Annotated in this window: 25 protein-coding genes; 8 read left to right on the top strand and 17 right to left on the bottom strand. The window is 67.2% G+C overall.

Annotation, left to right across the window (positions count from 1 at the left end):
* Positions 1 to 6 precede the first annotated feature (6 nt).
* From pstA to aroC, 4 genes are all read right to left on the bottom strand, one after another.
* Positions 7 to 1347, bottom strand: a complete 1341-nt coding sequence (pstA, locus tag JCM7685_RS06345) for a phosphate ABC transporter permease PstA (protein WP_074966569.1) — start codon at positions 1345 to 1347, stop codon at positions 7 to 9.
* Complete coding sequence (gene pstC / locus JCM7685_RS06340; protein ID WP_074966568.1) at positions 1344 to 2534, bottom strand: phosphate ABC transporter permease subunit PstC; 1191 nt, start codon at positions 2532 to 2534, stop codon at positions 1344 to 1346. The genes pstA and pstC overlap by 4 nt, the downstream gene beginning before the upstream one ends.
* Before the next feature lie 72 nt (positions 2535 to 2606).
* The gene (locus JCM7685_RS06335) at positions 2607 to 3638 is read right to left on the bottom strand and encodes a substrate-binding domain-containing protein (protein WP_074966567.1); all 1032 of its coding nucleotides are present in this window, start codon (positions 3636 to 3638) and stop codon (positions 2607 to 2609) included.
* A 241-nt stretch (positions 3639 to 3879) separates the two neighbouring features.
* Positions 3880 to 4980, bottom strand: coding sequence for a chorismate synthase (aroC, locus tag JCM7685_RS06330; RefSeq protein ID WP_074966566.1), 1101 nt, complete (start codon positions 4978 to 4980; stop codon positions 3880 to 3882).
* A 230-nt stretch (positions 4981 to 5210) separates the two neighbouring features.
* Between aroC and JCM7685_RS06325 the strand changes: the two genes are divergently transcribed.
* Positions 5211 to 7418 (top strand): calcium-binding protein, encoded by a 2208-nt coding sequence (locus tag JCM7685_RS06325; protein WP_074966565.1) that lies wholly within the window; start codon positions 5211 to 5213, stop codon positions 7416 to 7418.
* 909 nt (positions 7419 to 8327) lie between these two features.
* Here the strand turns inward: JCM7685_RS06325 and carB are convergent.
* From carB to JCM7685_RS06290, 6 genes are all read right to left on the bottom strand, one after another.
* The gene (carB, locus tag JCM7685_RS06315; RefSeq protein WP_074966564.1) at positions 8328 to 11660 is read right to left on the bottom strand and encodes a carbamoyl-phosphate synthase large subunit; all 3333 of its coding nucleotides are present in this window, start codon (positions 11658 to 11660) and stop codon (positions 8328 to 8330) included.
* Positions 11661 to 11835: 175 nt separating this feature from the next.
* Complete coding sequence (locus JCM7685_RS06310; protein ID WP_074966563.1) at positions 11836 to 12357, bottom strand: TIGR00645 family protein; 522 nt, start codon at positions 12355 to 12357, stop codon at positions 11836 to 11838.
* A 131-nt stretch (positions 12358 to 12488) separates the two neighbouring features.
* The gene (locus tag JCM7685_RS06305) at positions 12489 to 13208 is read right to left on the bottom strand and encodes a sulfate/molybdate ABC transporter ATP-binding protein (RefSeq protein ID WP_074966562.1); all 720 of its coding nucleotides are present in this window, start codon (positions 13206 to 13208) and stop codon (positions 12489 to 12491) included.
* Between the two features lie 8 nt (positions 13209 to 13216).
* Positions 13217 to 14083 (bottom strand): sulfate ABC transporter permease subunit CysW, encoded by an 867-nt coding sequence (gene cysW / locus JCM7685_RS06300; protein ID WP_074966561.1) that lies wholly within the window; start codon positions 14081 to 14083, stop codon positions 13217 to 13219.
* On the bottom strand, positions 14076 to 14912 hold the full coding sequence (gene cysT / locus JCM7685_RS06295; RefSeq protein ID WP_074966560.1) for a sulfate ABC transporter permease subunit CysT: 837 nt from the start codon (positions 14910 to 14912) through the stop codon (positions 14076 to 14078). Before cysT ends, cysW begins: the two co-directional genes overlap by 8 nt.
* Positions 14913 to 14915: 3 nt before the next feature.
* Positions 14916 to 16052 carry a sulfate ABC transporter substrate-binding protein gene (locus JCM7685_RS06290; RefSeq protein ID WP_074966559.1) on the bottom strand — a complete coding sequence of 379 codons (1137 nt, stop codon included), beginning with the start codon at positions 16050 to 16052 and terminating at the stop codon, positions 14916 to 14918.
* A 284-nt stretch (positions 16053 to 16336) separates the two neighbouring features.
* Here JCM7685_RS06290 and JCM7685_RS06285 point away from each other — a divergent pair, with 284 nt between their 5' ends.
* Entirely contained in the window at positions 16337 to 17170 is an 834-nt protein-coding gene (locus JCM7685_RS06285) for an SMR family transporter (protein WP_074966558.1), read from the top strand.
* 56 nt (positions 17171 to 17226) lie between these two features.
* On the opposite strand, the gene zapA is transcribed toward JCM7685_RS06285, so the two are convergent.
* Both zapA and JCM7685_RS06275 read right to left on the bottom strand, forming a co-directional pair.
* Complete coding sequence (gene zapA / locus JCM7685_RS06280; RefSeq protein WP_074966557.1) at positions 17227 to 17589, bottom strand: cell division protein ZapA; 363 nt, start codon at positions 17587 to 17589, stop codon at positions 17227 to 17229.
* A 2-nt stretch (positions 17590 to 17591) separates the two neighbouring features.
* On the bottom strand, positions 17592 to 18122 hold the full coding sequence (locus tag JCM7685_RS06275; protein ID WP_231964692.1) for a hypothetical protein: 531 nt from the start codon (positions 18120 to 18122) through the stop codon (positions 17592 to 17594).
* A 167-nt stretch (positions 18123 to 18289) separates the two neighbouring features.
* Here JCM7685_RS06275 and hisB point away from each other — a divergent pair, with 167 nt between their 5' ends.
* Positions 18290 to 18877, top strand: a complete 588-nt coding sequence (gene hisB, locus JCM7685_RS06270; protein WP_074966556.1) for an imidazoleglycerol-phosphate dehydratase HisB — start codon at positions 18290 to 18292, stop codon at positions 18875 to 18877.
* Positions 18877 to 19506, top strand: coding sequence for an imidazole glycerol phosphate synthase subunit HisH (gene hisH / locus JCM7685_RS06265; protein ID WP_074966555.1), 630 nt, complete (start codon positions 18877 to 18879; stop codon positions 19504 to 19506). The genes hisB and hisH overlap by 1 nt, the downstream gene beginning before the upstream one ends.
* A gap of 103 nt (positions 19507 to 19609) precedes the next feature.
* On the opposite strand, the gene JCM7685_RS06260 is transcribed toward hisH, so the two are convergent.
* Positions 19610 to 19996: a DUF2147 domain-containing protein gene (locus JCM7685_RS06260; RefSeq protein WP_074966554.1), complete on the bottom strand. Its 387-nt coding sequence runs from the start codon at positions 19994 to 19996 to the stop codon at positions 19610 to 19612.
* Positions 19997 to 20151: 155 nt separating this feature from the next.
* On the opposite strand from JCM7685_RS06260, the gene hisA reads away from it, so the two are divergent.
* Genes hisA through JCM7685_RS06245 form a run of 3 tightly spaced genes read left to right on the top strand, consistent with a single transcriptional unit; the run spans position 20152 to position 21965 of the window.
* Positions 20152 to 20868: a 1-(5-phosphoribosyl)-5-[(5-phosphoribosylamino)methylideneamino]imidazole-4-carboxamide isomerase gene (gene hisA / locus JCM7685_RS06255; protein WP_074966553.1), complete on the top strand. Its 717-nt coding sequence runs from the start codon at positions 20152 to 20154 to the stop codon at positions 20866 to 20868.
* Positions 20869 to 20895: 27 nt separating this feature from the next.
* Positions 20896 to 21657, top strand: coding sequence for an imidazole glycerol phosphate synthase subunit HisF (hisF, locus tag JCM7685_RS06250; protein ID WP_074966552.1), 762 nt, complete (start codon positions 20896 to 20898; stop codon positions 21655 to 21657).
* Entirely contained in the window at positions 21654 to 21965 is a 312-nt protein-coding gene (locus tag JCM7685_RS06245) for a phosphoribosyl-ATP diphosphatase (RefSeq protein WP_074966551.1), read from the top strand. The genes hisF and JCM7685_RS06245 overlap by 4 nt, the downstream gene beginning before the upstream one ends.
* A gap of 454 nt (positions 21966 to 22419) precedes the next feature.
* Here the strand turns inward: JCM7685_RS06245 and rnd are convergent, their stop codons facing one another.
* The 3 genes from rnd to JCM7685_RS06230 all read right to left on the bottom strand — a co-directional run bounded on the left by rnd (position 22420) and on the right by JCM7685_RS06230 (position 25645).
* Positions 22420 to 23592: a ribonuclease D gene (gene rnd / locus JCM7685_RS06240; RefSeq protein WP_074966611.1), complete on the bottom strand. Its 1173-nt coding sequence runs from the start codon at positions 23590 to 23592 to the stop codon at positions 22420 to 22422.
* 114 nt (positions 23593 to 23706) lie between these two features.
* Positions 23707 to 24849, bottom strand: coding sequence for a tRNA guanosine(34) transglycosylase Tgt (tgt, locus tag JCM7685_RS06235; RefSeq protein WP_074966550.1), 1143 nt, complete (start codon positions 24847 to 24849; stop codon positions 23707 to 23709).
* Between the two features lie 43 nt (positions 24850 to 24892).
* Positions 24893 to 25645 (bottom strand): GNAT family N-acetyltransferase, encoded by a 753-nt coding sequence (locus JCM7685_RS06230; RefSeq protein ID WP_074966610.1) that lies wholly within the window; start codon positions 25643 to 25645, stop codon positions 24893 to 24895.
* A gap of 108 nt (positions 25646 to 25753) precedes the next feature.
* Here JCM7685_RS06230 and msrB point away from each other — a divergent pair, with 108 nt between their 5' ends.
* On the top strand, positions 25754 to 26143 hold the full coding sequence (msrB, locus tag JCM7685_RS06225; RefSeq protein ID WP_074966609.1) for a peptide-methionine (R)-S-oxide reductase MsrB: 390 nt from the start codon (positions 25754 to 25756) through the stop codon (positions 26141 to 26143).
* A gap of 5 nt (positions 26144 to 26148) precedes the next feature.
* Here msrB and JCM7685_RS06220 read toward each other — a convergent pair whose 3' ends face one another.
* Positions 26149 to 26607 carry an outer membrane protein assembly factor BamE gene (locus JCM7685_RS06220; RefSeq protein WP_074966549.1) on the bottom strand — a complete coding sequence of 153 codons (459 nt, stop codon included), beginning with the start codon at positions 26605 to 26607 and terminating at the stop codon, positions 26149 to 26151.
* Positions 26608 to 26664: the final 57 nt, after the last annotated feature.

Here is a 26664-nt window from a genome sequence, read left to right as displayed (position 1 = left end):
CCGGGTTTACCACCGACGCTCGAACTTGCGGCGCAGGAAGATGGCGAGAAGGTTCATGCAAAGCAGGAACACCAACAGGACGATGATCGCCCCCGAGGCGCGTTCCATGAAGGCGGGGTCGGCGCGCTGGGTCCAGTTGTAGACCTGCACCGGCAGGGCCGAGGCGGGATCGAACAGCCCTTCCGGCGGCGCGGCGGGGAAGTTCTTGACGAAGGCCACCATGCCGATCAGCAGCAGCGGCGCGGTCTCGCCCAGGGCCTGGGCCAAGCCGATGATGGTGCCGGTCAGGATGCCCGGCATCGCCAGCGGCAGGACGTGGTGGAACACCGACTGCATCCGGGACGCCCCCACCCCCAGCGCCGCGTCGCGGATCGAGGGCGGCACCGCCTTCAGCGCCGCGCGGGTGGCGATGATGATGGTGGGCAACGTCATCAGCGTCAGCACCAACCCGCCGACGATGGGCGCCGATTGCGGCAGGCCGGCGAAGTTGATGAAGGCGGCCAGGCCCAGGATGCCGAAGACGATGGACGGCACCGCGGCCAGGTTCGAGATATTGACCTCGATGATGTCGGTCCAGCGGTTCTTGAGTGCGAACTCTTCCAGATAGATCGAGGCCGCGACCCCGATCGGCACCGACAGCAACAGCACCACCAGCATCATGTAGAGCGAGCCGAGGATGGCGATGCCGACACCGGCCGATTCCGGACGCTGGTCCGAACTGTCGGGCATGGTCAGGAAGGACCAGTTCCACTCGGTCGCCAGCATCCCCTGCGCTTTCAGCGCATCCGCCAGTTGCAGCTGCGCCGGCGAGGTATTGCCGTCGCGCGCGGCGCTCTCCATGCTGACGCGGCCCTTGTAATAGCCGTCGACGCGGCCGTTCACCAGCACGCGGGTCTCGACGGTCTGGCCGATCAGCTCGGGGTCGGCCAGCACACGGTTGCGCAGCTGGGCCGAGGCCTCTTTCGAGATCAGGTTCGCGCGGTCCTTGTCGGACAGGTCGACGACCTGGATGCCCTTGTCGGCGATGGCCCTGTCCAGCGCCTGCTGCAGGATCTTGCCATAGGTCAGGGTCAGCACCTTCTTGATCGCTTCGGGATCGCGGGTGCCGGACTTGTCGAGCTGCGCCGCGTCCAGCGTCACCGGGATCTCCAGATAGGTCTGGCGAAAGGCGCCGAGGCCGCCGGTCAGGATGGTGAACAGAAGCACCACCAGCATGACCATCGAGACGATGATCGCCGCCAGCCCATAGCCGCGAAAGCGGGATTCGGCGGCATTGCGCTTGCGGGTATGCGGGTCGGCGACCAGCAGCGAGGCCTTCTGCCCGCCGGAAAAGGTGGCGTCGCTCATTCGTACTGCTCCCGGTATTTGCGCACGACGTAAAGGGCGATGATGTTCAGGATCAGCGTGACGACGAACAGCGTCAGGCCCAGGGCAAAGGCGACCAGCGTCTCGGGTGCGGCGAAATCGGTGTCGCCGGTCAACTGGCTGACGATCTTGACGGTGATCGTGGTCATGGCCTCGAAGGGGTTCACGCTCATCTGCGCGGCGGCGCCGGCACCCATGACGACGATCATGGTCTCGCCGATGGCGCGGGACGCGGCCAGCAGGATGGCGCCCACGATGCCCGGCAGGGCGGCGGGCAGCACCACCTTCTTGATGGTCTCGGAATGGGTCGAGCCCAGCCCCAGCGCGCCGTCGCGCAGGCTCTGCGGCACGGCGTTGATGATGTCGTCCGACAGCGAGCTGACGAAGGGGATCAGCATGATACCCATGACCAGCCCCGCTGTCATCACCGACGACCCCGAGGCCCCCAGCCCCAGCGGCTGGGCGAAATAGTCGCGCAGCAGCGGCCCGACGGTGATCAGCGCGAACAGCCCGTAGACGATGGTCGGAATGCCGGCCAGCACCTCGATCGCGGGCTTGGCGATGCTGCGCAGCCGGGGCGAGGCGTATTCCGACATATAGATCGCCGCGAACAGCCCGATCGGCACCGACACCGCCAGCGCGATCAGCGAGATATACATCGTGCCCCAGACCAGCGGCAGGATCCCCAGCTGCGAGCCGCCGCCGAATTTCGGCGACCAGGTGGTGCCGAAGAAAAAATCCTGCCAGGGATATTGCTGGAAGAAGTTCCCGGTCTCGAACAGCATCGAGAAGACGATGCCGGCGGTGGTCAGGATCGCGATGCTGGAACACAGGATCAACAGGCCCTTGACCATGCTTTCGACGGCATTGCGGGCGCGGAACTCGGGCTGGGTCCGGGTCAGCGCAAAGGCCAGCCCCAGGGCGGCCAGCGCCAGCCCGGCCACCGCGATCAGGGTGGTGTTCGCGGCAGGCTGGACGAAGCGCCAGATGGCGATCAGGAACAGGGCGGGCAGCGCGGTCAGCAGCGCCGCATTCCAGCCGTAATAGCTGGGCCGCGAATGCAGCTTGCGGGTATCGCCGCCGGTCAGCGCGACGGCGCGCGCGCGGGTGGCAAGATAGCCCGCCAGTGCCAGCGCAAGCACGATCAGCAGGGTCCAGGAGACAGGCATGAGGCCCTCGTGACTGGGGGAATTGACTGGGAAACGGAACGGGCGCGGGACCCCTGCCCCGCGCCCGAAACCTCACTCGGCGATGGTCACTTCATCGGCGACCGCCTGCTGCGTGGCGGCCAGTTCCGGGTCGGCGACCAGGCCATAGGCAGCCAGCGGGCCCTCGGGGCCGGCGATCTCGTCCGAGACGAAGAATTCGGCGAATTCCTTCAGGCCCTGGATCTCGCCGATGTGCTGTTTCTTGACATAGAAGAACAGCGGGCGCGACACCGGGTATTCGCCCGAGGCGATGGTCTCGGTCGAGGGCGTCACGCCGCCGATTGTCGCCACCTTCAGCTTGTCGGTGTTGTTTTCATAGAAGGACAGGCCGAAGACGCCGATGCCGTTCTTGGCCGACTGGATGCGGGCCAGGGTCTCGGTATAGTCGCCGTCGATGTCCACCGACTTGCCGTCGGTGCGCAGCGCCATGCAGGCTTCCTTGGCCTTGTCCTCGTCGCCCTTCTCCTTGGCAAAGATCTCCTCGGCGCCGGATTCCTTGCAGCCGGCCGCGATCACCTTCTCCTCGAAGACCTCGCGGGTGCCGTGCTTGGTGCCGGGCACGAAGGCCAGGATGTCCTGCTCGGGCAGGTCGGCGCGGATCTCGCTCCATTTGGTATAGGGGTTCTTGACCACCTTGCCGTCCTTGACCACCTCGGCGGCGAGCGCGTTGAACCAGTCGGCGGCGGTGAACTGGAAATCGTTGCCCGCGATCTCGCTGGCGAAGACGATGCCGTCATAGCCGATGCGGACCTCCATGATCTCGGTCACGCCGGCGGCCTTGCAGGCGGCCTTCTCGCTGTCCTTGATCGGACGCGATGCGTTGGCGATGTCGATGGTGTTCTGGCCCACGCCCTCGCAGAACTTCTTCAGACCCGCCGAGGACCCGCCCGATTCCACCACCGGCGTCGGGAAGTCGGTGTTCTCGCCAAAGGCTTCGGCGACGATGGTCGAATAGGGCAGCACCGTGGACGAGCCGGCGACTTGGATCTGGTCGCGGGCCGAGGCGACCGAGGCGGTGGCGGCGATCACGGCCAGGGCCGAAACGGTGAGTTGGGCGGGTTTCATCGGATCACTCCTGAATTTCACTGGGCCGTCTTGGCCTGCGCGCTGTCTAGGCCGGCGATGCGACGGTTATGCGAAATGAATGTGACAGACTTGCGACAATCGGCGCTGTCGCAGGGGTATTTGGAAAACGGAAAGAGCGGCTGCCGCCGCGCCCCGGCTTTTTCCGTTTCGGAAATACCCCATGGGGTGAATTGACCCGCAAAGCGGGGCAAGAGGGGAACAGCGTTCCCCTGCCCGCGCCTCAGCCGATTCGTCCGCGCTGGCCGCCGGTCTGGGCCCGGTCCAGCAGCAGGTGGTCCAGGATCACGCAGGCTGCCATCGCCTCGCCGATCGGCACGGCGCGGATGCCGACGCAGGGGTCGTGGCGGCCCTTGGTGACCAGCTCGATCTTCTCGCCCTTGCGGTTGATGGTCCGGCGCGGGGTCAGGATCGAACTGGTCGGCTTCACCGCGAAGCGCACCACGATGTCCTGCCCGGTCGAGATCCCGCCCAGGATGCCGCCCGCATGATTCGACAGGTAGCTCGGCCCGTCGTTGCCCATGCGGATCTCGTCGGCGTTCTCGGTACCGGTCAGGGCCGCCGCCGCCATGCCCTCGCCGATCTCGACGCCTTTCACCGCATTGACCGACATCATCGCCGCGGCGAGGTCGGTGTCGAGCTTGGCATAGACCGGCGCGCCCAGGCCCGGCGGGCAGCCCTGGATCAGCACCTCGAGCGCGGCACCGACGCTGTCCTGGGCCTTGCGGATGCCGTTCAGGTAATCCTCCCAGGCCGGCACGGCCGAGGCGTCGGGCAGGAAGAACGGGTTGTTGCCGATCTCGGCCGCATCGAAATGCGCGCGGTCCAGGTGCAGCGCGCCCATCTGCACCATGTAGCCGGTGATCTTCAGCCCCGGCACCAGGTCGCGCAGCACCGCCTGGGCGACGCCCCCCGCCGCGACGCGCGCCGCCGTCTCGCGCGCACTGGAGCGCCCGCCGCCGCGATAGTCGCGGATGCCGTATTTCAGGTGATAGGCGATGTCGGCATGGCCGGGGCGAAAGGCCTGGGCGATGTCGCCGTAATCCTTGCTGCGCTGGTCGGTGTTCTCGATCATCAGCTGGATCGGCGTGCCGGTCGTCTTGCCCTCGAACACGCCCGACAGGATGCGGACCTGGTCCGGCTCCTGCCGCTGGGTGGTGAATTTGGACGTGCCGGGCCGGCGGCGGTCCAGGAACTGCTGGATCCAGGCCTCGTCCAGCGCGACGCCGGGAGGGCAACCGTCCACGGTGGCGCCAAGCGCCGGGCCGTGGCTTTCGCCCCAGGTGGTGAAGGTGAAGACGCGGCCGAATGTATTGACGCTCATGGTTCCCGGACCCCCTTTTTGCCTGCGATAGCCGCGAGGGCCGCAAGGGGCAATCCCCCGGCCGCCGAAGCTTCGGCTGGGCGAAGCCGGGGCGCCCACGGGCGCGGCAACGATTCCGCTTTCCTTTCAGGGGCCAGAACATATTTCACGCCGCCTTCACGACCCCGGGCGCACTCTCTTTCCACAAGGATGGACACGCTCCGCGCCCATCCGGACGACAGGAGGAGAACATGCCTACGGGAACAAACGGCAACGACACCCTCATCGGTACGTCTGCCAGCGAAGTCTTCGACGCCCTTGCCGGGAACGACTACGTCCTGGGCCTGGGCGGCAACGACACGATCTATGGCGGCTCCGGCAACGATTATCTGTCGGGCGGCGACGGCAACGACTATATCAGCGCCGGCTCGGGCACCGACACGGTGCATGGCTGGAACGACAACGACACCATCGTTTCCAGCGGTGCCGGCCAGTATTTCGGCGATGCCGGCAACGACTACATCTATTCCGGCCTCGGCGTCCTCGAGACGCTGGACGGCGGCACCGGCACGGACTGGCTGAACACCACGACCTTCACCGGCGCCTATCTGGTCAACCTGGCCACCGGCGCCACGAATTTCGCCGGCGAAAGCTTCGTCAACTTCGAGAACATCTATTCCGGCTCGGGCAACGACACGCTCTACGGCACCGACGCCGCCAACACCATGTATGGCAATAACGGCAACGACTACATCTATGGCTACGGCGGCAACGACTATATTTCCGGCGGTGCCGGGAACGACTACCTGCATGCCGGCACCGGCAGCGACACGATCTATGGCGGCACCGATCAGGACACCATCGTCTCCAGCGGCGGCGGCCGCTATTATGGCGAATCCGGCAACGACTACGTCTATTCCGGTCTCGGCGTCTCCGAAACGCTGGACGGCGGCGCGGATACCGACTGGCTGAACACCACGACCTTCACCGGCGCCTATCTGGTCAACCTGGCCACCGGCGCCACGAATTTCGCCGGCGAGAGCTTCGTCAACTTCGAGAACGTCTATTCCGGCTCGGGCAACGACACGCTCTACGGCACCGACGCCGCCAACACCATGTATGGAAACGACGGTGCCGATTACGTCTATGGCTACGGCGGCAACGACTATCTCTATGGCGGCAACGGCGCCGACTATTTGCACGCCGGCACCGGCACAGACACGCTGTACGGCGCGGCGGACAATGACACGCTGGTCTCCAGCGGGTATGGCCAATACTATGCCGGCGACGGCGACGATTACGTCTATGCCGGATCGGGCGGCGGCGAAACCCTGGATGGCGGCGCCGGAACCGACTGGCTGAATACCGCGTCCTGGTCGGGCGCCTATTCCGTCAACCTGACGTCCGGGGCCACCAATTTCAGCGGCGAGAGCTTCGTCAATTTCGAGAATCTGCATTCCGGCTCGGGCAATGACACGCTGTTCGGCACCGCCGGGGCGAATACGATCCGCGGCAATCTGGGCAACGACGTGATCGACGGGCTGGATGGCGACGACCGCCTGGAAGGCGGCGCCGGCGACGATCTGCTGAACGGCGGCAACGGCAACGACCTGTTGCTGGGCGGGGCCGGGAACGACACCCTGCTGGCGGTCTCGGGCCAGGATACCCTGCGCGGCGGTCTGGGCCATGACCGCCTGGTTTCCAGCGGCTCCGGCCTCTACCTGGGCGAGGACGGCAACGACACCATCCTGGCCGGCCTCGGCACCAGCGAGACCCTGAACGGCGGCGCCAGCACCGACATGCTGGACGCCCGCAGCTATGCCGGCGCCTATGCCATCAACCTGCAGACCGGGGCGACGAATTTCACCGGCGAGAGCTTCGTGAACTTCGAGAATGTCCTGACGGCCGCCGGCCATGACACGCTGACCGGCACGGCCGGCGCCAATCTGATGAATGCCGGGGCAGGAAACGACCGGATCTATGGCCTTGGCGGCAACGACACCTTGCAGGGGGCGGCCGGCAACGACCTGTTGTCCGGCGGTCTGGGCGTCGATCTTATCCAGGGCGGTGCCGGCAATGACACGCTGGTCGGCGGAGGCGGCGCGGATACGCTGGCCGGCAACGCGGGGGCGGATGTGTTCCGGTTCGTGGCGCTGTCCGACTCGGCCGTCGGTGCGGGGGTCGACCTGATCAACGGCTTCGACGGCCCGGGTGCCGCGCCCGGCGACCGCTTCGACCTGTCGGCCATCGACGCCAATGCGCTGATCGCAGGCAACCAGGCCTTTGTCTTCCATGGCACGACGGCCGGCGGCGCCGGCACCGCATGGGTCGTCAACAGCGGCACCGAGACCTGGCTGCAGGTCAATGTCGACGGCGATGCCGCGGCCGAGATGCGGATCCGCATCAACGACGGCGCAACGCTCGCGGGGCAGTATTCCGCGGCTGACTTCATTCTCTGAGGCCGGTTTCCCTTCCCCCCGGCCCAGAAGAAGACGGGCGCGGTCCGAAAGGGCCGCGCCTTTCGCGTTCCGGGCTGATGTGCTGCACGGATGCCGAACCTGCGCCAGAGCTGCACGTCGCGTTCAGTATCGGTTAATCCTGCGGCACAATGCTGGGCAGCCGAGGGCGGAAGTGCGAGAAATGGCCTGCAGAGGGCATTGTCAAGGCGATGGCCGAGCGATTGGCCCGCTTGCCATTGGTTGCAGACCATGCGGCGGAACCGGGCGCATTGAAGCGGTTGATGAGCGACTTCGGCCGCTTGATGGCTCGGGTAGCGCGATGCGTTCCCCGAGAGCCTTGAAATCGAAAGCGGCGGCGTGCGCAAGCCGCAGATGACGCAGCTTGGGAAATCCGCCTCTGCAATTCGGCTAGTTGCCGGTGGATCTCGGCCATGTCCTTAGATTCGGCCTTCTTGCCGCAATGCGGCTCTTCCTCATCCGGAATGGGTCCAATGCTGCTGGCCGTGCCCCAGCCCGCAGCTGGAGGACCATCTGCTGCTGACGCAGGGCCTCGAAGACCGGCACCGAGGACATCGGATTCGGGAAGGTGGACAGATTCTCTACCATCTTCAACTCACCCTCGCGCAGCATTTCGACGCACGGCCAGAAATTGCGGCCCCTGGTTCGAGCGGATCCTGCCGGGTCCTTGCCTCCGACTTCGGAAGTGATAGTCGGACTCGCGCTTCCAGAGCGAACAGGAACCGTGACGGCGTCGGTGCCCGAGGTCGGGACGAAATAGCCGACAAGGCTGTTTCAGTGCAAAATGTTCAGGTCTGACGAATGCCTCGCGCGCTGGCCGCGGACAATTCGTTGCGTGCCTTGGCGGCCGGGCGAACCGGTCGCCATCCGGCCACCTTTTCAATCAACCGATCACGCTTGCAACGCCCGCACTCCGACCTCGCCTTCCCCGCGCGACTTGATCGCCGCCACGGCCGCGATGCTGCCCGCCGCCGTGGTGTAATAGGGGATCTTGTCGTTCAGCGCGACGGCCCGGATCTCGCGCGAGTCGGCGATGGCTTGCGCGCCTTCGGTGGTGTTCAGCACCATGGCGATCTCGCCGTTCTTCAGGCGGTCCACGATGTTCGGGCGGCCTTCGTAGACCTTGTTCACCAGCTCGGTCTCGACCCCGGCCTCACGCAAGAAGCGGGCGGTGCCGGCGGTGGCGACCAGCTTGAAGCCCATCTCGGTCAGGTCGCGGGTGGCCTGGGCCAGCGCCTCGGACTTGTCGGCGTCGCGGACCGAGATGAAGACCAGCCCCTCGGAGGGCAGCGTCGTCCCCGCCCCCATCTGCGCCTTCAGGAAGGCGCGGGCGAAGTTGCGGTCCCAGCCCATGACCTCGCCGGTCGAGCGCATTTCCGGGCCCAGCAGCGTGTCGACGCCGGGGAAGCGGGCGAAGGGCAGCACCGCCTCCTTGACCGAGAACCAGGGCGTGTTCGGATCGGCCAGCGTCAGCGGGTCGGCGAAGGGCAGGCTGTCTTCGGGGCCGACGCCCTCGGGATAGGCGGGCCGGGCCGGGAAGTTCGCCATCGGTTCGCCCGCCATCAGTCGCGCGGCGATCGAGGCGATGGCGCTGTCGGTGGCCTTGGCGACGAAAGGCACGGTGCGGCTGGCGCGCGGGTTCACTTCCAGCACATAAATCGCACCGTCCTTCAACGCGAACTGCACGTTCATCAGCCCGACGACGTTCAGGGCGCGGGCCATGGCGACGGTCTGGACCTTCAGCTCGGCGATGGTGGCGGGGTCCAGCGTGTGCGGCGGCAGCGAACAGGCCGAGTCGCCGGAGTGGACGCCGGCCTCCTCGATATGCTCCATGATGCCCGCGACATGCACGGTCTTGCCGTCCGAGAGCGCATCGACATCGACCTCGATGGCGCCCGAGAGGTAGCTGTCCAGCAGCACCGGGCTGTCGCCCGAGACCTTGACCGCCTCGCGGATGTAGCGGTTGAGCTGGTCCATATCGCGCACGATCTCCATGGCGCGGCCACCCAGCACATAGGAGGGGCGGATGACCAGCGGGAAACCGATGCGCTCGGCGATCTCGATGGCCTCGGCGTCGGAATGGGCGATGCCGTTGATCGGCTGTTTCAGGCCCAGATCGTTCAAAAGCTTCTGGAAGCGCTCGCGGTCCTCGGCCAGGTCGATGGCGTCGGGGGTGGTGCCGAGGATCGGGATGCCCTCCTCCTCCAGCGCATTGGCCAGCTTCAAGGGCGTCTGGCCGCCGAACTGGACGATGACGCCGTGCAGCGTGCCGTTTTCCTGCTCGATGCGCAGGATTTCCAGGACGTGCTCCAGCGTCAGCGGCTCGAAATACAGCCGGTCCGAGGTGTCGTAATCGGTCGAGACCGTCTCGGGGTTGCAGTTGACCATGATCGTCTCGTAGCCGGCCTTGGTCAGCGCGAAACAGGCGTGGCAGCAGCAATAGTCGAACTCGATGCCCTGGCCGATGCGGTTCGGACCGCCGCCCAGGATCACCACCTTCTTGCGGTCGCTGGGGCGGGCCTCGTTTTCGACGTCGCCCATCGCCGGGGCTTCATAGGTCGAATACATATAGGGGGTCTGGGCCTCGAACTCGGCGGCGCAGGTGTCGATGCGCTTGAAGACCGGGTGCAGGTCATGGCCGCGGCGCGCCTCGCGCACGGCTTTTTCGCCGGTGCCGGTCAGGTCGGCCAGCCGGGCGTCGGTGAAGCCCATCATCTTCAGCCGGCGCAGGCCCTCGGCATCCTTGGGCAGCCCGCCCTCGCGCACGGCATTCTCGGCATCGACGATCTCGCGCAAGCGCGCCAGGAACCAGGGATCGAAGGCGGTGGCGTGCTGGATCTCGTCGTCGGTCAGCCCGTGGCGCATGGCCTGGGCGATCAGGCGCAGCCGGTCGGGGGTCTGGGCGCTGATCGCCTTGACCACGGCGGCCTTGTCGGGCGCGCCGGGAATCTCAATGTCGTCGAGGCCGGTCAGTCCGTTCTCCATCGAGGCTAGCGCCTTTTGCAGCGATTCGTGGAAGCTGCGGCCGATGGCCATGACCTCGCCCACGGATTTCATCGCCGTGGTCAGTTCGGGCTTCGAGCCGGGGAATTTCTCGAAGGCAAACCGCGGGATCTTGGTCACGACATAGTCGATCGAGGGCTCGAACGAGGCCGGCGTCACCTTGGTGATATCGTTGTCGAGTTCGTCCAGCGTATAGCCGATGGCCAGCTTCGCCGCGATCTTGGCAATGGGAAAGCCGGTCGCCTTCGAGGCCAGCGCCGAGCTCCGCGACACGCGCGGGTTCATCTCGATCACCACCATGCGGCCGTCTTTCGGATTGACCGCCCATTGCACGTTCGAGCCGCCGGTTTCGACGCCGATCTCGCGCAGCACGGCGATCGAGCCGTTCCGCATGCGCTGGTACTCGCGGTCGGTCAGGGTCAGCGCCGGCGCCACGGTGATCGAATCGCCGGTATGCACGCCCATCGGATCGACGTTCTCGATCGAGCAGACGATGATGGCGTTGTCGGCGCGGTCGCGCACGACCTCGAACTCGTATTCCTTCCAGCCCAGCAGGCTCTCGTCCACCAGCACCTGCGCCACGGGCGAGGCTTCCAGCCCCGAGCGCACGATGCGCTCGTAATCGTCGCGGTTATAGGCGACACCGCCGCCGGTGCCGCCCAGTGTAAAAGCGGGGCGGATGATCGCCGGCAGGCCGATCTCCTCCAGGTCGACCATGGCCTGGGCGATCCCCGAGGCGATGTCGTATTTGCCGCTGGCCAGCTTCGGCGCGGCGACGATGGTCGCGCGGGGGTTTTCCAGCCCGATGCGGTCCATGGCCTCGCGGAACAGCTTGCGGTCCTCGGCCATCTCGATGGCGGCGCGTTGCGCGCCGATCAGCTCGACGCCATAGCGGTTCAGGACGCCCATGTCGGCCAGCGCCAGCGCGGTGTTCAGCCCGGTCTGCCCGCCCATGGTCGGCAGCAGCGCGTCGGGCCGTTCCTTGGCGATGATCTTCTCGACGATCTCGGGGGTGATCGGCTCGATATAGGTGGCATCGGCCATCTCGGGATCGGTCATGATCGTGGCCGGGTTCGAGTTCACCAGAACGACCCGATAGCCCTCTTCGCGCAGCGCCTTGCAGGCCTGGGCGCCGGAATAGTCGAATTCGCAGGCCTGGCCGATGACGATGGGACCGGCGCCGATGATCAGGATGGATTTGATATCGGTTCTCTTCGGCATGACGGTCCCTCGGGCTGGCGGCTGATAAATCGTCCGGGGTTATAGCCGTGGCAGGCCAAGGCGCAAGGGTCCGCGCCGCGCCCCCGGGAAAAAAGCCGGGCGCCGCCCATCAGGCGACGCCACCGCCCCTTTCCGTTTTCCAAATACCCATGCATCCGCGCCACAGGCGGCGCGATCACGCCTTGGGCGCGCGCTTCTTTAACCCCTTGCCGTGGTTCGAGATCCAGTCCATCGCCGCCAGCAGCACACCCGAGACGACGAAGACCAGGTGGATCACCACCATCCAGCGGATCTGGTCGGGGGCATATTTGCCGACATCCATGAACACCTTCAGCAGGTGGATGCCCGAGATCGCCACGATCGAGGCCACCAGCTTCAGCTTCAGCCCCGAGAAATCGACCTCGCCCTGCCATTCCGGCCGGTCCTCGTGTTCGCTCAGGTTCATGCGGCTGACGAAATTCTCGTAGCCGGAAAAGATCACGATCAGCAGCAGATTCGCCGCCAGGCTCAGGTCGATCAGCGCCAGCACCCCCAGCACCGCGTCGTTCACCTTCATCACCGGCAGGATCTGCAGCAGATGCCAGAACTCCAGGCCAAAGACCCAGAGCAGCAACAGAAGCGACAGCGACAAGCCGACATACATCGGCGCCATCAGCCAGCGGCTGGCGAAAAGGCTGCGTTCGATCAGGTGTTCCATGTCGTCCCTCGTTATGCGTCGCAGCCGATCTAGTCACGCCGCAGCGCGGCGAAAAGCCCCCGTGCGCCGGCCGGGCGCAAACGGGGGCTTTCTCTGTTTTCCCAATACCCCGGCAAGGGCAGGAACGCGGCTCAGGCCTCGATGAATTCGCGCACGAAGGGCGTCGCCGGGCGGGCGCGGATGTCCTGCGGCCGGCCGATCTGCTCGATCCGGCCCATGGACATCACCACCACAAGGTCGGCAAGCTCCATGGCCTCGTCCTGGTCATGGGTGACGAAGACCGTGGTCAGGCCGGTGGTGTCGTGGATCTCGCGCAGGCCCTGGCGCAGCTCCTTGCGCACGCGGGCGTCAAGCGCACCGAAGGGCTCGTCGAGCAGCAGCATGCGCGGCTCGATGGCCAAGGCGCGCGCCAGGGCGACGCGCTGGCGCTGGCCGCCCGACAGCTGGCTCGGGAAGCGCCTGGCGATCTGCGGCAGCTGGATCAGGTCCAAGAGCTTCGACACCCGGCGCTGGATCTCGGCCGCGGGCGGGCGCGAGGCGCGCGGCCGGGCGCGCAGCCCATAGGCGATGTTCTCGAACACCGTCATGTGCTTGAACAGCGCATAGCTCTGGAACACGAAGCCCGCGCGCCGCTCTTGCACAGTCATGCCGGTCGCGTCCTGGCCGTCGAACAGCACCCGGCCGGAACTCGGAAACTCCAGCCCGCCCAGGATGCGCAGAAGCGTGGTCTTGCCCGAACCCGAGGGTCCGAGCAGCGCCACCAGCGCCCCCGAGGGGATGGCCAGGCTGACCGGCTTCAGCGCCGTGGTGGCGCCGAATTCCTTGGCGATCTCGTCGATCTCGATATGCATCGGACACCTCAATGTCTGCGGGTTGCGGCAAGCTGGTCGGCGTGGCGCCATTCCAGCACGGTCTTCAGCGCCAGCGTCAGCAGGCCCAGGGCCGCCAGCACGGCAGCCAGCGAAAAGGCCGCCACCGAAAGATACTCGTTATACATCATCTCGATGGTGATCGGCATGGTGGCGGTGACGCCGCGGATCTTGCCCGAGACCACGGCCACGGCACCGAACTCGCCCATGGCGCGGGCGTTGCACAGCAGCACCCCGTACAGCAGCGCCCATTTGATGTTCGGCAGCGTCACGGTGCGGAACACCCGCCAGCCCGAGGCGCCCAGCGTCAGCGCCGCCTCCTCCTCGGCCCGGCCCTGCTCTATCATCACCGGGATCAGCTCGCGCGCGACGAAGGGGAAGGTGACGAAGACCGAGGCCAGCACGATCCCCGGCAGCGCAAAGATGATCGGAAAGCCCTGCGCGACCAGCCAGCCGCCGATCAGGCTGTTGGTGCCGAACAGCAGCACCAGCGCCAGCCCGGCGACGACCGGCGAGACCGAGAACGGCAGGTCGATCAGCGTGATCAGGAACGCCTTGCCCCGAAAGTCGAACTTGGTGATGGTCCAGGCGGCGGCGATGCCGAAGACCGCGTTCAGCGGCACGGCGATGGCCGCGACCAGCAGCGTCAGCCGGATCGCCGATTGCGCGTCGCGGTTCCCCAGCGAGGCGATGGCGGCGCCCGCGCCCTTGGCCAGGGCCTCGGCAAAGACCACGGCCAGCGGCGCCAGCACCAGGATGCCAAGCCCGACCAGGGCTACGGCGATCAGCGCAATGCGGGCCGGGCGGCTTTCCTCGGTCACCGGGCGCCACTTGGCGGGGGCTTGCGTATCAGACATGGCCAATCCTCCGGCGGCTCCAGATCTGGATCAGGTTGATGGCCAGAAGCATGGTGAACGAGATCAGCAGCATGGCGATGCCGATGGCCGCCGCACCGTCATAGTCGAATTCCTCCAGCTTGATGACGATCAGCAGGGGCGCGATCTCGGTCTTCAGCGGCAGGTTGCCGGCGATGAAGATGACCGAGCCGTATTCGCCGACAGCCCGCGCCAGCGACAGCGCGAAGCCGGTCAGCGCGGCCGGCATCAGCATCGGCAGGATCACCCGATACAGCGTGTAGAACCGGCTGGCGCCCAGGGTGGCGCTGGCCTCCTCAACCTCGCGCTCGATCTCGGCGATCACCGGCTGCACGGTGCGGGTGACGAAGGGCAGGCCGACGAAGATAAGCGCGATCAGAATGCCCCATTGCGTATAGGCGATCTTGACGCCCAGCGCCTTGGCGACGCTGCCGAAGACGCCGTTCGGCGCATAAAGCGCGGTCAGCGCGATGCCCGCCACCGCCGTCGGCAGGGCGAAAGGCAGGTCCACCATCGCATCGACCAGCCGCCGGCCGGGAAATTCATAGCGCGCCAGCACCCAGGCCAGCAGCGTGCCGAAGACCAGGTTGAACAACGCCGCGAAAAACGCCAGCCGGAACGACAGATAAAGCGCCGCCCAGACCCGCGGCGTGTTCACCGTCTGCCAGACGCCCTCGATGCCGTAGCTCGCCCCCTGGGCCAGCAGTGCGCCGACCGGCAGGATCACGATCAGCGACAGCATGGTCAGCGTAATGCCCATACCCAGCGCAAAGCCGGGCATGGGAGATTTCTGGATGCGCAAAGCCTGCATCGCCTACTTCCCGGAATAGATCTGGTCGAAGGTGCCGCCGTCGCCGAAATGCTCGGGCTGGGCCTGCTTCCAGCCGCCGAAATCGGCGATGGTCACCAGGTCGAGCTTGGGGAAACGGGCCACGTCGTCCGGATTGGCGGCGCTGGTGTCCCAGGCGCGGTAATAGTGCTTGAAGGCCAGCGCCTGCCCCTCGGGCGAATAGAGGAAGTCCAGATAGCCGTCGGCCAGCGCCTTCTGCTCGTCATCGGCGATGTTCTTGTCCACCACCGCGACCGGCGGCTCGGCCAGGATCGAGACCGAAGGCACCACGATGTCGAACTGATCCTCGCCCAGCTCGTTCAGCGCCAGATAGGCCTCGTTCTCCCAGGCCAGCAGCACGTCGCCGATCTCGCGCTGGGTGAAGGTCGTGGTCGAGCCGCGCGCGCCGCTGTCCAGCACCGGCACATGGGCGAAGAGATCATGCACGAATTCCTTGGGATCCTTGCCGTTCTTCTGCGCCCAGGCCCAGGCGGCAAGATAGTTCCAGCGCGCCCCGCCCGAGGTCTTGGGGTTCGGGGTGATGACCTCGACGCCTTCCTTGACCAGGTCGCCCCAGTCCTTGATGCTCTTCGGATTGCCCTCGCGCACCAGGAAGACGATGGTCGAGGTATAGGGCGAGCTGTTGTGCGGCAGGCGCGACTGCCAGTCCTCGGGCAGAAGCCCCTTTTCGGCGATCTTGTCGATGTCCGAGGCCAGCGCCAGCGTCACCACCTGCGCCTTGAGCCCGTCGATGACCGCCCGCGCCTGCGCGCCGGAACCGCCATGCGAGGTCTCGATCTGCGGCGCCGGATGGCCGTCGGCCTGCCATTTCGCGGCAAAGGCGGCATTCACGTCGCGGTAAAGCTCGCGCGTCGGGTCGTAGCTGACGTTGAGCAGACTGTTGTCGGCATGGACCTGCCCGGCCAGGCCAAGTCCTGCGACCGTCACCGCGACGCCCATCGCACGCCGCAAGCCGAAGCAACGATCCCAGAAACCGGCCCTCAGCGGATAGCCGGTCATGCGCTTGGTTCCGTCATCGACCGTCAGCCGGCCGTCCAGATAACGGCGAATCACGCGGCCATGGGCCAGCTGGCTGTCGGTCACGCGAATGGTGCGGATCATGTTGCCTTCCTTCTTCGACGCCCTGTCACGGGCTTCTTCATGTCCTTAATTACGACAGGGTTTATCGTTTATTTCAAGAAAAAAGACGCGTTTCCCTATCGTTTTTAATATCTATATATATCAGACACTTATATAGTAATTTCGCAGCATCGCACCGCTCTCCACCTCTGCCGCGACGATCCGCGCCACCGGAATCAGGACTTCGCGACCGGCTTTCCCTTGCGACCCCAAAGGCTTTGTTCCAGCCTGCCCCGCCAGAAAGCGACAGCGGAGCCAAGCGCGACATGAGCCTGACAGCCTTTGCCACGGTGCTTTTTGCGGCCGCGCTGCATGCCGGCTGGAACGCCATCGTCAAAGGGGGTCGCGACAAGCTACTGTCCACGGCGCTGATCGCGGTCTTCGCCTCGGCCATCGCTGCGGCGGCCCTGCCCTTCCTGGCGCAGCCGGCGCCGGCAAGCTGGCCCTATATCCTGGGTTCGGTGCTGTTGCAGTGCGGCTATTTCGTGCTGGTCGCGCGGATCTACCATGTCGCGGACATGAGCCTCGCCTATCCGGTGATGCGCGGCGCGGCGCCGCTGCTGGTGGCGCTGGCCAGCATCATCCTGCTCCACGAAAGCCTCAGCCCGCCAGCGGTGCTGGGCATCGCCATCATCTGCGCGGGCGTGCTGGGCATGGCGGCGGCGGGCCGGGGCGGCGACAGCCGCGGCCTGCCGCTGGCGCTGCTCAACGCGGTGGTGATCGCCAGCTATACGCTGGTCGATGGCGTCGGCGTGCGGCTGTCGGGGGCCCCGGCGGGCTACGCCTTCTGGATCTTCCTGCTGACCGGCCTGCCTTTCCTGGCCTGGGCGCTGGCGCGCCGGCGGCAGGACTTCGCCGCCTATCTGGCCCGCCACGCCCGCACGGGGCTGATCGGAGGCATCGGCACCTCGGCCTCCTACGGGCTGGCGCTCTGGGCGATGACGCTGGCGCCGGTGGCGACGGTCTCGGCCCTGCGCGAGACCTCGATCCTGTTCGGCACCGCCATCTCGGGCCTGGTCCTGCATGAAAGGCTGGGCCGGAACCGGATCGCCGCCGCCGGCCTGATCGCCGCGGGCGCCATGGTCCTGCGGCTGGGCTAGGCCGTCACCCGCGCTTCTTCGTTCCCCAAATACTCAAGCGGCCGCGCAACCGGCGCTCAGCCTGGCAGCTGGTCCTCGGCCTTCTGGGCCAGCGCCTCGGCACGGGCGGCCAGTTCGGCCATGCCCTCGAGCAGGCTTTCGGGCACCACCGGCACCTCGACCCGCTGCGGGTTGCTCTTCAGCCGCGCCAGTTCGCGCTCGGCGGCCGCGGCGCGATCCTCCAGCGCCGAGGTGCGGTCGGCCAGCATCAGCCCCGCCAGCAACAGCAGCCGCGGCTCGGGCATCCGGCCGGCCTGTTCCAGGATCACCTGCGCCTCGGCATCCAGCAGCGCGGCGGCGCGCTTCAGCAGCCGCTCCTCGCCCTCCTGGCAGGTCAGGGTATAGGCCTTGTGACCGATCGAGAAATCCACTTCGGCCATGTTCAGCCCCTTTCGCTTTCGGCGGGTTCGGTCGCCGGCGCGGCGCCCGGCCATGCACGGTCCGCCGCATCGCCCGCATCGACATCGGCACCGGCCATGCGGTCCAGCGTGTCGATGATGTCGCCCATCTGGGCCATCTCGGCGGCGCGGGCGGCGCGCAGCGATTCGATCTCGGCCTCCAGCGCGCGTCGGGCCTCGTCCTGCGGCAGATCGGCGGCGTCGATCAGGGCGCGGTTGGCGCGGGCCAGGTCCTCGTTCGCGGCCGACAGGCGCGCCGCCTCCTGTCCGGCGGCGACCAGGCGCTCATGCGCCTCGGCCAGCCGCGCCTCGCAGGCGGCCAGGGTTGCCGATTGGCGCTCGTGCAGCGCCGCCAGCTCCTGCGACAGGCGCCGATTCTCGGCCCGGCTGTCGTCCAGGCCGGATTCGCCGTCGCCGTTCTCGGGACCGGGCCGAACCGCCCGGTCGATCAGCCGGTCGATGCGGTCCAGGGCGGCGGCCAGCCGCTTCTCGCTGGCGTTCAGGTCGTCTCTCATCGGCCGGGCTCCTTCCGGGTCGATTATCCTCGGGCATCGCTCGTCACTTTTTGGCACCCCATGGGCCATATGACAAGGACGGCGGGGGTTTCCCGCCGCAACCCGCGCTTTTCAGCCGCCGGATCGGGTCCTATAAGGCGGCGAGCCTGCATGAGGAGAGACCCCAGATGCGCCGCGCAAAGATCACCCGCGACACGGCCGAGACGCGGATCGAGGTCGAGATCGACCTGGACGGCACCGGCCGTTACGACAATCAGACCGGCGTCGGCTTCTTCGATCACATGCTGGACCAACTGTCGCGGCATTCGCTGATCGACATGACCGTTCGGGCGCAGGGCGACCTGCATATCGACGACCACCATACGGTCGAGGACACCGGCATCGCGCTGGGCAAGGCGCTGGTCCAGGCGCTGGGGGACAAGAAGGGCATCCGCCGCTATGGTTCCTTCCACCTGGCGATGGACGATGCGCTGGTGCGGGCGGCGCTGGATCTGTCGGCGCGGCCCTTCCTGGTCTGGAACGTCGATTTTCCGACGGCGCAGATCGGCCGCTTCGACACCGAGCTGGTGCGGGAATTCTTCCAGGCGCTCGCGACCCATGGCGGGATCACGCTGCATGTGGACCGCATCCACGGGCTGAATTCGCATCACATCGCCGAGGCCGCCTTCAAGGCCGTGGCCCGCGCGCTGCGCGAGGCGGTCGAGCCGGACCCGCGCATGGCCGGCGTGCTGCCCTCGACCAAGGGGGCGCTGTGATGCGCGTCGCGCTGGTCGATTACGACAGCGGCAACCTGCATTCGGCGGAAAAGGCCTTCGCGCTGATGGGGCGCGAGGCTGGAGTCGAGGTGGTGGTGACCTCGGACCCCGCGGTGGTCGCGCGCGCCGAACGCATCGTCCTGCCCGGCGACGGCGCCTTTCCGGCCTGCCGGGCGGCGCTGGACGCGGTGCCGGGCATGGTCGAGGCCCTGCGCGAGGCGGTCCTGGACCGCGCCGTGCCCTTCATGGGCATCTGCGTCGGCATGCAGATGCTGGCCGATATGGGCCACGAATACCGCGACACCCCCGGCCTGGGCTGGATCGGGGGCCGGATCGACGCCATCGACGCACCGGGACTGAAGGTGCCGCATATGGGCTGGAACGATCTCGAGGTGCTGCGCCCGCATCCGCTGCTTGATGGCATCGCCACCGGCGATCACGCCTATTTCGTGCACAGCTGGCAGTTCCGGGTCGCCGATCCGACCCATCTGCTGGCGCGTGCCGATTATGGCGGTCCGGTGACGGCGGTGGTGGGCCGCGACAATATCGTCGGCACCCAGTTCCATCCCGAGAAGTCGCAGGCGGTCGGGCTGCGCATCATCGCGAATTTCCTGCGCTGGCGCCCCTGAGAGGCGCGGGCGGGGGCTCCGCCCCCCGCCTTTCCGGCCCCTCGACGGGGCTGGAAAGGCGTCCCCCGAGGTATTTTTCGAGCAAAGAAGCCGACGGTGCGGACTACTTGACCCGGATCCAGCGCTGCGTCTTGCAAAAGACCGCGATGCAGCCCGACACGTTCAGCGTCTTGCCGTCGAGTTGCATCTTCGACTTGTAGGTCTTGTCGGCGCCCGGGTCCCAGATCGTGCCGCCCGAGAACTTGCCGCCGCCGTCATCGCCCATGCCGGCGACGATGTTCTTGCCGGTATGGGGCGAGGCGATCTCTTTGCCCGCCCTGTCGAAGCTCTTGATCAGCTTGCCGCAATACTTGCCGCCGCAGTCGTAGAACTGGACCATGCCGACATTGCCGTCGTCATTGGCCTGGGTCTGGAAGATGCCGCCGATGCCTTCGGCCTGGGCGGCGGCGGCGGCGAGCACGAGCGATGCGGCAAGAGCCAGTGTTCTCATGGTGATTCCCCTCCCCTGGGGTTGTGATCCGGCGCAGGATGCGGGCGCCCGCCGCCGCCGATCAAGCCTGACGTGAGGTCGCGGCCCGGGGCCTCGGGCCTTTCGGATCCGCGCCGGCTGTGGCAAAGGGGCGCCACGCTATCAGGAGAGATGCGATGATCCTTTATCCCGCGATCGACCTCAAGGACGGCAATTGCGTGCGCCTGCTGCGCGGCGACATGGAGGCGGCGACCGTCTTCGGTTCGGACCCCGCCGCCCAGGCCCGCGCCTTTCAGGACGCCGGGGCGGAGTGGCTGCATCTGGTCGACCTGAACGGCGCCTTTGCCGGCAAGCCGGTGAACGCCGCCGCGGTCGAGGCGATCCTGGCCGCCATCGACGTGCCGGCCCAGCTGGGGGGCGGCATCCGCGACATGGCGACCATCGAAGCCTGGCTGGACCGCGGGCTGGCGCGGGTGATCCTGGGCACGGTCGCGGTCGAACAGCCCGACCTGGTGCGCGAGGCGGCGATGGCCTTTCCCGGCAAGATCGCCGTCGGCATCGACGCCCGCGGCGGCCGGGTGGCGACGCGCGGCTGGGCCGAGGAGACCGACGTGACGGCCGTCGACCTGGCGCATCGCTTCCAGGACGCCGGCGTGGCCGCGATCATCTATACCGACATCGACCGCGACGGCGCCATGCAGGGGCCGAACCTTGCCGCCACCGAGGCATTGGCGCGCGCCGTCAGCGTTCCGATCATCGCCTCGGGCGGGGTTTCCTCGATGCAGGACCTGCTGGCGCTGCGCGACACCGGCGTCATCGCCGGGGCGATCTCGGGCCGGGCGCTCTATGACGGCGCCATCGACCTGAACGCCGCGCTGAAGGCGCTGGCCTGACGGCGCCGGGCGAGGTAACAAGGCGCCATGCTGAAGACCCGTGTGATCCCCTGTCTGGATGTCGCCGATGGCCGCGTGGTCAAGGGCGTGAACTTCGTCGATCTCGTCGATGCCGGCGACCCGGTCGAGGCGGCGCGCGCCTATGACGCCGCCGGCGCGGACGAGATCTGTTTCCTCGACATCCATGCCACGCATGAGAATCGCGGCACCATGTACGACCTGGTGACCCGCACCGCCGAGGCCTGTTTCGTGCCGCTGACCGTCGGCGGCGGGGTGCGCAGCCACAAGGACGTGCGCGACCTGCTGCTGGCCGGGGCCGACAAGGTCAGCTTCAACTCGGCCGCCGTGGCGAACCCCGACGTGATCGCCGAGGCCGCCGACCGCTTCGGCAGCCAGTGCATCGTCTGCGCCATCGACGCCAAGACCGTGGCGCCCGGCAAGTGGGAGATCTTCACCCATGGCGGCCGCAAGCCCACCGGCATCGACGCGGTGGATTTCGCGCGCACCGTCGCCGCCAAGGGCGCGGGCGAAATCCTGCTGACCAGCATGGACCGCGACGGCACCAAGGCGGGTTTCAACATCCCGCTGACCCGCGCCGTGGCCGATGCGGTGAACGTGCCGGTGATCGCTTCGGGCGGGGTCGGCGCGCTGGAGCATCTGGCCGAGGGCGTGCTGGAAGGCCATGCCAGCGCCGTGCTGGCGGCCTCGATCTTCCATTTCGGAACCTTCACCGTGCGTGAGGCCAAGGAGCATCTGGTCGCCGCCGGCATTCCCGTGAGGCTGACATGAGCGGATTGCAGCGCTTGGCCGAGACCGTCGAGGAACGGAAATCCGCCGATCCCGAATCGAGCTGGACCGCCAAGCTGCTGGCGAAAGGCCCCGAGAAATGCGCCGAGAAATTCGGCGAAGAGGCCATCGAGGCGATCATCGAGGCGGTCAAGGGCGACCGCGACAAGCTGATCGCCGAGGCCGCCGATACGCTTTACCACCTGCTGGTCATGCTGGCGGCGCGCGGCGTGACGCTGGCCGAGGTGGAACATGAACTCGACCGGCGCGAGGGGCGTTCGGGGATCGAGGAAAAGGCTTCCCGAAAATAACGCGATCCTTCTCGGGGGTTTTTCGGCCGCAGACCCCTTCAGCCCGGCAGGCCCGCCGTGTTCGGCAGGCTGCCGAAAAAGGGTGCCGAAGGGTGCCGGGCGGAATCGCCGTGGATTCGGATGCGGATCGACATGAAGACTGGGCATTGTCGGCCGAATTGAGGCGAATCTCCGGGCTTTCGGCCCGGACTCTTTCGTCGCAAGGCGTTTTTCAGCAACCTGTCGGGCGGGCAGCAGCGCCCTGCCCGAGGCCCCCGATTGCGGCATGAAGCCTTTGCGCTGCCTTGGCCGGTATTGTTCGCCCCACGCTTGGCGGCAGCGGCGCCGGCCGGCATGAAGCCTGAACAGTTGCACATCGCCTTCTGACGGGATCGCCGCGGCGACCATGCCCCGCGTGCGTTCTCGACGATCCGACGCGATGCCGTCGCGAAACAAATGCCCCGGGGCAGCGCGGCTAGCCGCCGACCGGCACCACTTTCACAGCGCCGTTATGCGCCGAAAGCGCGATCTCGCCCGCCGCAAGCCGCAGCGCGTCCTGGCCGAAGACCTCGGCCCGCCAGCCCGACAGCGCCGGCAGGTCGCGCGCGCCCGAGGCCAGCGCGTCCAGTTCCGCCGCCGAGGCGATCAGCCGCGGCGCCACCCCCGCCGCATCCGACTTGGCCTTCAACAGCACCCGCAGCAGGTCGGCCAGCGCGGCATTGCCGGGGCGGCCGGGTTCCTCGGGGGCGGGCTTCGGCAGGTCCTTGGTCTCCAGCCCGGCCTTGACCGCGGCCAGGATGCCGTTCGCGATCTCGCCCCGGCGGGCGTCGCGCAGCAGCAGCCGCGACTTGGCCAGGTCGGCCTCGGTCAGCGGCTTGGTCGAGGCAAGCTCGATCAGGGCGTCGTCCTTGAACACCCGCGCGCGCGGGATGTCGCGTTCCTGCGCGAAGTTCTCGCGGAAGCGGGCCAGTTCGCGCACCACCGCCAGAAAGCGCGGCGAGCCGGACCGGGTCCGCACCCGGGTCCAGGCCTCGTCCGGGCGGGTGATATAGGTTTCCGGGTTCAAGAGCACCGCGACCTCTTCGCCCAGCCAGGGTGCGCGGCCGGTCTTGTCGAGCTGGGCCGAAAGGAACTCGTAGATCGCCCGCAGATGCGTCACGTCGGCCAGCGCATAGGCCGCTTGCGCCTCGGACAGCGGCCGGTGCGACCAGTCGGTGAAGCGCGAGGACTTGTCCAGCGGCTGGCGCGCGATCTTCTTGACCAGGGTCTCGTAGCCCGCCTGTTCGCCGAAGCCGCAGACCATGGCGGCGATCTGGGTGTCGAACAGCGGGTCGGGAAAAACGCCGGCGTCGTGGAAGAAGATCTCGAGGTCCTGGCGGGCGGCGTGAAAGACCTTGACCGTCGCCTTGTGGCGGAACAGGTCGTAGAGCGGCTCGAGCGACAGCCCCTCGGCCAGCGGGTCGATCAGCACCGCCGTGCCCCCCGCCGCCTTGCTGCCCGAGGCGGGCGGCAGCGCGGCCTGGATCAGGCAGAGCTTCGAGTAATAGGTGCGCTCGCGCAGGAATTCGGTGTCCAGCGTGACATAGGGCTGGGCCTTGGCCAGTTCGCAGAACTCGGCCAGCTCGGCGGTGGCGGTCAGGGTGCGGATGTCGGCCTTGCGGTCGTTCGTGACGTTTGCGGACATAGGGTTCTTTCAGGAGGGCGGTTCCGCCGCCGGCGATTCCCTTTGGGGATTATCGAAGGTCTGCAGAAAATCAAGGTATTACCCGGCGTTCGACAAAGGTTCTATGTCGCCCTGTGCTCGCATTGCCTCGAATTGGGCGACGAAACCGGCCAGCTCCCCGCGCGAGATCGCATCGCGCAGCCCCGCCATCAGCTCCTGGAAGTAATGCAGGTTGTGCCAGGTCAGCAGCATGCCCGAGATCATCTCGCCGGCGCGGAAGACATGGTGCAGATAGGCGCGGGAATAGCCGGTGCAGGCAGGGCAGGTGCAGGATTCGTCCAGCGGGCGCGGGTCGTCGGCATGGCGGGCGTTCTTGATGTTGACCTGGCCGCGCCGGGTCCAGGCCTGGCCGGTGCGTCCGGAGCGCGAGGGCAGCACGCAATCCATCATGTCGACGCCGCGCAGAACCGCGCCGACGATGTCGTCGGGCTTGCCAACGCCCATCAGGTAGCGCGGCTTGTCCGCGGGCAGGAAGCCCGGCGCGTAGTCGAGGACGCCGAACATCGCCTCTTGCCCCTCGCCCACGGCAAGGCCGCCGATGGCATAGCCCTCGAAACCGATCGCCTTCAGCGCCTCGGCCGATTCCTCACGCAACGCGCGGGTGACGCCGCCCTGCATGATGCCGAACAGCGCATGGCCCGGCCGGTCGCCGAAGGCGTCGCGGCTGCGCTGCGCCCAGCGCATCGACATGCGCATGGATTGCGCCACCTCCTCCTCGGAGGCCGGCAGCGCCGGGCATTCGTCGAAGGCCATGACGATGTCCGAGCCCAGCAGGCGCTGGATCTCCATGCTGGTTTCGGGCGAGAGATGGTGCTTGCTGCCGTCGATATGGCTGGAAAAGGTCACGCCTTCCTCGGTCAGCTTGCGCAGCCCGGCCAGAGACATGACCTGGAAGCCACCCGAATCGGTCAGGATCGGGCGTTCCCAGTTCATGAACTTGTGCAGCCCGCCCAGCCGGGCGATGCGCTCGGCCCCGGGGCGCAGCATCAGGTGATAGGTGTTGCCCAGCAGGATGTCGGCGCCGGTGGCACGCACCGATTCGGGCAGCATGGCCTTGACCGTGGCGGCGGTGCCCACCGGCATGAAGGCGGGGGTGCGGATCTCGCCCCGCGGGGTCCGGATCGCGCCGGTTCGGGCGCGGCCGTCGGTGGCATGGACGGAAAAGGAAAATCTGTCGCTCATGGCCCGGCACATAGGCGCTTTGCCGGGCGGATGCAAAGCCGGCTTACGCCCCCGCCGCACGCAGCAGTTTCGCCCGCGCCGGGGGAATGGCGCCGATCTCGAGCCCGGTGAAGACATGCAGCGTGTCGAGCTGGCGGTCCACCACCGCGTGGTCGCTGACCCAGCCGCCCATGGCCAGGTAGCTGCGCAGCAGCGGCGGCATCGCCGCCACGGCGCGGCGCGGATCGGGCTTGCGCAAGCGCAGCGCGCGGGCAAAGCGGAACACCTGCGGCGCCTTCACCCGCGGCAGCCAGCGCTTCGGCGCCAGATGCCGCTCGCGCAGCATGGCGAAGGTGTCCTCGTAGCCCTGGGTGTCGGTGCCGATGAAGCTGGAGCAGCCGAAGAGCATCGCCACCCCTTGCTCGTCCACATGCCGCGCCAGCGCGCCCCAGGCCAGGCGCAGGATGTCGGGGTCCCGCACCTCGGGGTGGATGCAGAAGCGGCCGATCTCGACCATCTTGCCGTCGAAATCGCGCAGACGTGACAGGTTGTAATAGCGCGCCGAATAGCTTTCGCCGATCTCGACCCCGCCCGAAAGCGTCATCATGCGAAAGCAGGCGACCAGCCGGCCGCCGGTTTCGCGAATCAGTACATGGGTGCAGCGGGCGTCGTAATCGTCGGCGTCCAGCGCCTCGGGGGCGTCGGCGGGGCGGCCCCGGCCGATGAAGCACAACCAGCGCAGGCGCTGCGCCTCGCGGATTTCCCCTGCGGTTTCAGCGAAACCGACCTCGTAACGGCCCTTGCGAAATCCCATCATGGCGCCCTGCCCGATCCGTTGCATGGCCGCGACCGGCCGTGATCCGACTTGTTACCGCCTTCCCTGCACCTATCTTGTAACAGCAGCATAGCAGGATTGAAGGGCAAGATGTCAGAACGCATAGTCAAGACCGACGAGGAATGGCGGCAGGCGCTGGACCCCGAGACCTATCGCGTCACCCGGCAGGCGGGAACGGAACGGCCCTTCTCGCATCCGGGGTTTCCGAACGGGCCCGGCCATTACGAATGCGTCTGCTGCGGGGCGCGGCTGTTCGACGGCGACACCAAGTTCGAAAGCCATTGCGGCTGGCCCAGCTTCTCGCGCCCCGGCGGCGGCATCGACGAACACCGCGACATCAGCCACGGCATGATCCGGACCGAGGTGCGCTGCCACCGCTGCGACGCGCATCTGGGCCATGTCTTCCCGGACGGCCCGCCGCCGACCGGGCTGCGCTATTGCATCAACGGCGTGGCGCTGCGCTTCGTGCCGGACACCTGAGCCGCCTATTGCTGGTCCAGCAGCTGGCCGGCCGAGACGCGGCCGACGTTGCCCAACAGCTGCCGGATCAGCCCCAGGCTGGTCACGCCGCTGTCGGTGACGCGCTGCGACAGCACCACCACGCGGCCGCGCTCCAGCCCGAACCGCTCGACATTGCTGACGGTGCCGGATTCGGTGAAGCTGACGGCGACCACCTGGCGGTTGACCTCGCGCGGCTCGCGGGCACCGAAATATTCCCAGCGCGAGCCGACGTAATACCAGGCCGAGCCGGTCAGCAGGCCCTGCGCCGAGGGCCGGCCGATCAGCCCCTCAAGCTCGCCCTGCCCGGTCCGGCCGACCTCGACCTGGGCCAGCTGCTCTTCGGGCGGAACATAGCCGTGGTTGCGATAGGTGGCCTGGCAGGCGGAAAGCGCAAGAGGTGCGACCATTGCCAAGGCCATGATCTGCCGCCGGGAAATCTTCATCGTCTCTCTGCCCCTCTACGCGCCTGTTGACGCCGCGCGACCGGCTTAGCAAACTCA

This window comes from Paracoccus aminovorans (assembly GCF_900005615.1).
GTDB classification, from domain to species: domain Bacteria; phylum Pseudomonadota; class Alphaproteobacteria; order Rhodobacterales; family Rhodobacteraceae; genus Paracoccus; species Paracoccus aminovorans.
Note: the sequence above shows the minus strand (reverse complement) of the source record. Positions and strands in the feature narration are given on the sequence as shown.

What these genes read in the sequence shown, in the direction of transcription:
- zapA (WP_074966557.1), bottom strand. Translation starts at nt 17,589, where the DNA reads ATGGCCGAAGTGGATTTCTCGATCGGTCACAAGGCCTATACCCTGACC.
- JCM7685_RS06290 (WP_074966559.1), bottom strand. Translation starts at nt 16,052, where the DNA reads ATGATCCGCACCATTCGCGTGACCGACAGCCAGCTGGCCCATGGCCGC.
- cysT (WP_074966560.1), bottom strand. Translation starts at nt 14,912, where the DNA reads ATGCAGGCTTTGCGCATCCAGAAATCTCCCATGCCCGGCTTTGCGCTG.
- cysW (WP_074966561.1), bottom strand. Translation starts at nt 14,083, where the DNA reads ATGTCTGATACGCAAGCCCCCGCCAAGTGGCGCCCGGTGACCGAGGAA.
- JCM7685_RS06245 (WP_074966551.1), top strand. Translation starts at nt 21,654, where the DNA reads ATGAGCGGATTGCAGCGCTTGGCCGAGACCGTCGAGGAACGGAAATCC.
- JCM7685_RS06260 (WP_074966554.1), bottom strand. Translation starts at nt 19,996, where the DNA reads ATGAGAACACTGGCTCTTGCCGCATCGCTCGTGCTCGCCGCCGCCGCC.
- JCM7685_RS06230 (WP_074966610.1), bottom strand. Translation starts at nt 25,645, where the DNA reads ATGATGGGATTTCGCAAGGGCCGTTACGAGGTCGGTTTCGCTGAAACC.
- hisB (WP_074966556.1), top strand. Translation starts at nt 18,290, where the DNA reads ATGCGCCGCGCAAAGATCACCCGCGACACGGCCGAGACGCGGATCGAG.
- JCM7685_RS06305 (WP_074966562.1), bottom strand. Translation starts at nt 13,208, where the DNA reads ATGCATATCGAGATCGACGAGATCGCCAAGGAATTCGGCGCCACCACG.
- pstA (WP_074966569.1), bottom strand. Translation starts at nt 1,347, where the DNA reads ATGAGCGACGCCACCTTTTCCGGCGGGCAGAAGGCCTCGCTGCTGGTC.
- JCM7685_RS06325 (WP_074966565.1), top strand. Translation starts at nt 5,211, where the DNA reads ATGCCTACGGGAACAAACGGCAACGACACCCTCATCGGTACGTCTGCC.
- JCM7685_RS06335 (WP_074966567.1), bottom strand. Translation starts at nt 3,638, where the DNA reads ATGAAACCCGCCCAACTCACCGTTTCGGCCCTGGCCGTGATCGCCGCC.
- JCM7685_RS06285 (WP_074966558.1), top strand. Translation starts at nt 16,337, where the DNA reads ATGAGCCTGACAGCCTTTGCCACGGTGCTTTTTGCGGCCGCGCTGCAT.
- JCM7685_RS06275 (WP_231964692.1), bottom strand. Translation starts at nt 18,122, where the DNA reads ATGAGAGACGACCTGAACGCCAGCGAGAAGCGGCTGGCCGCCGCCCTG.
- hisF (WP_074966552.1), top strand. Translation starts at nt 20,896, where the DNA reads ATGCTGAAGACCCGTGTGATCCCCTGTCTGGATGTCGCCGATGGCCGC.
- tgt (WP_074966550.1), bottom strand. Translation starts at nt 24,849, where the DNA reads ATGAGCGACAGATTTTCCTTTTCCGTCCATGCCACCGACGGCCGCGCC.
- aroC (WP_074966566.1), bottom strand. Translation starts at nt 4,980, where the DNA reads ATGAGCGTCAATACATTCGGCCGCGTCTTCACCTTCACCACCTGGGGC.
- pstC (WP_074966568.1), bottom strand. Translation starts at nt 2,534, where the DNA reads ATGCCTGTCTCCTGGACCCTGCTGATCGTGCTTGCGCTGGCACTGGCG.
- msrB (WP_074966609.1), top strand. Translation starts at nt 25,754, where the DNA reads ATGTCAGAACGCATAGTCAAGACCGACGAGGAATGGCGGCAGGCGCTG.
- JCM7685_RS06220 (WP_074966549.1), bottom strand. Translation starts at nt 26,607, where the DNA reads ATGAAGATTTCCCGGCGGCAGATCATGGCCTTGGCAATGGTCGCACCT.
- hisA (WP_074966553.1), top strand. Translation starts at nt 20,152, where the DNA reads ATGATCCTTTATCCCGCGATCGACCTCAAGGACGGCAATTGCGTGCGC.
- JCM7685_RS06310 (WP_074966563.1), bottom strand. Translation starts at nt 12,357, where the DNA reads ATGGAACACCTGATCGAACGCAGCCTTTTCGCCAGCCGCTGGCTGATG.
- hisH (WP_074966555.1), top strand. Translation starts at nt 18,877, where the DNA reads ATGCGCGTCGCGCTGGTCGATTACGACAGCGGCAACCTGCATTCGGCG.
- carB (WP_074966564.1), bottom strand. Translation starts at nt 11,660, where the DNA reads ATGCCGAAGAGAACCGATATCAAATCCATCCTGATCATCGGCGCCGGT.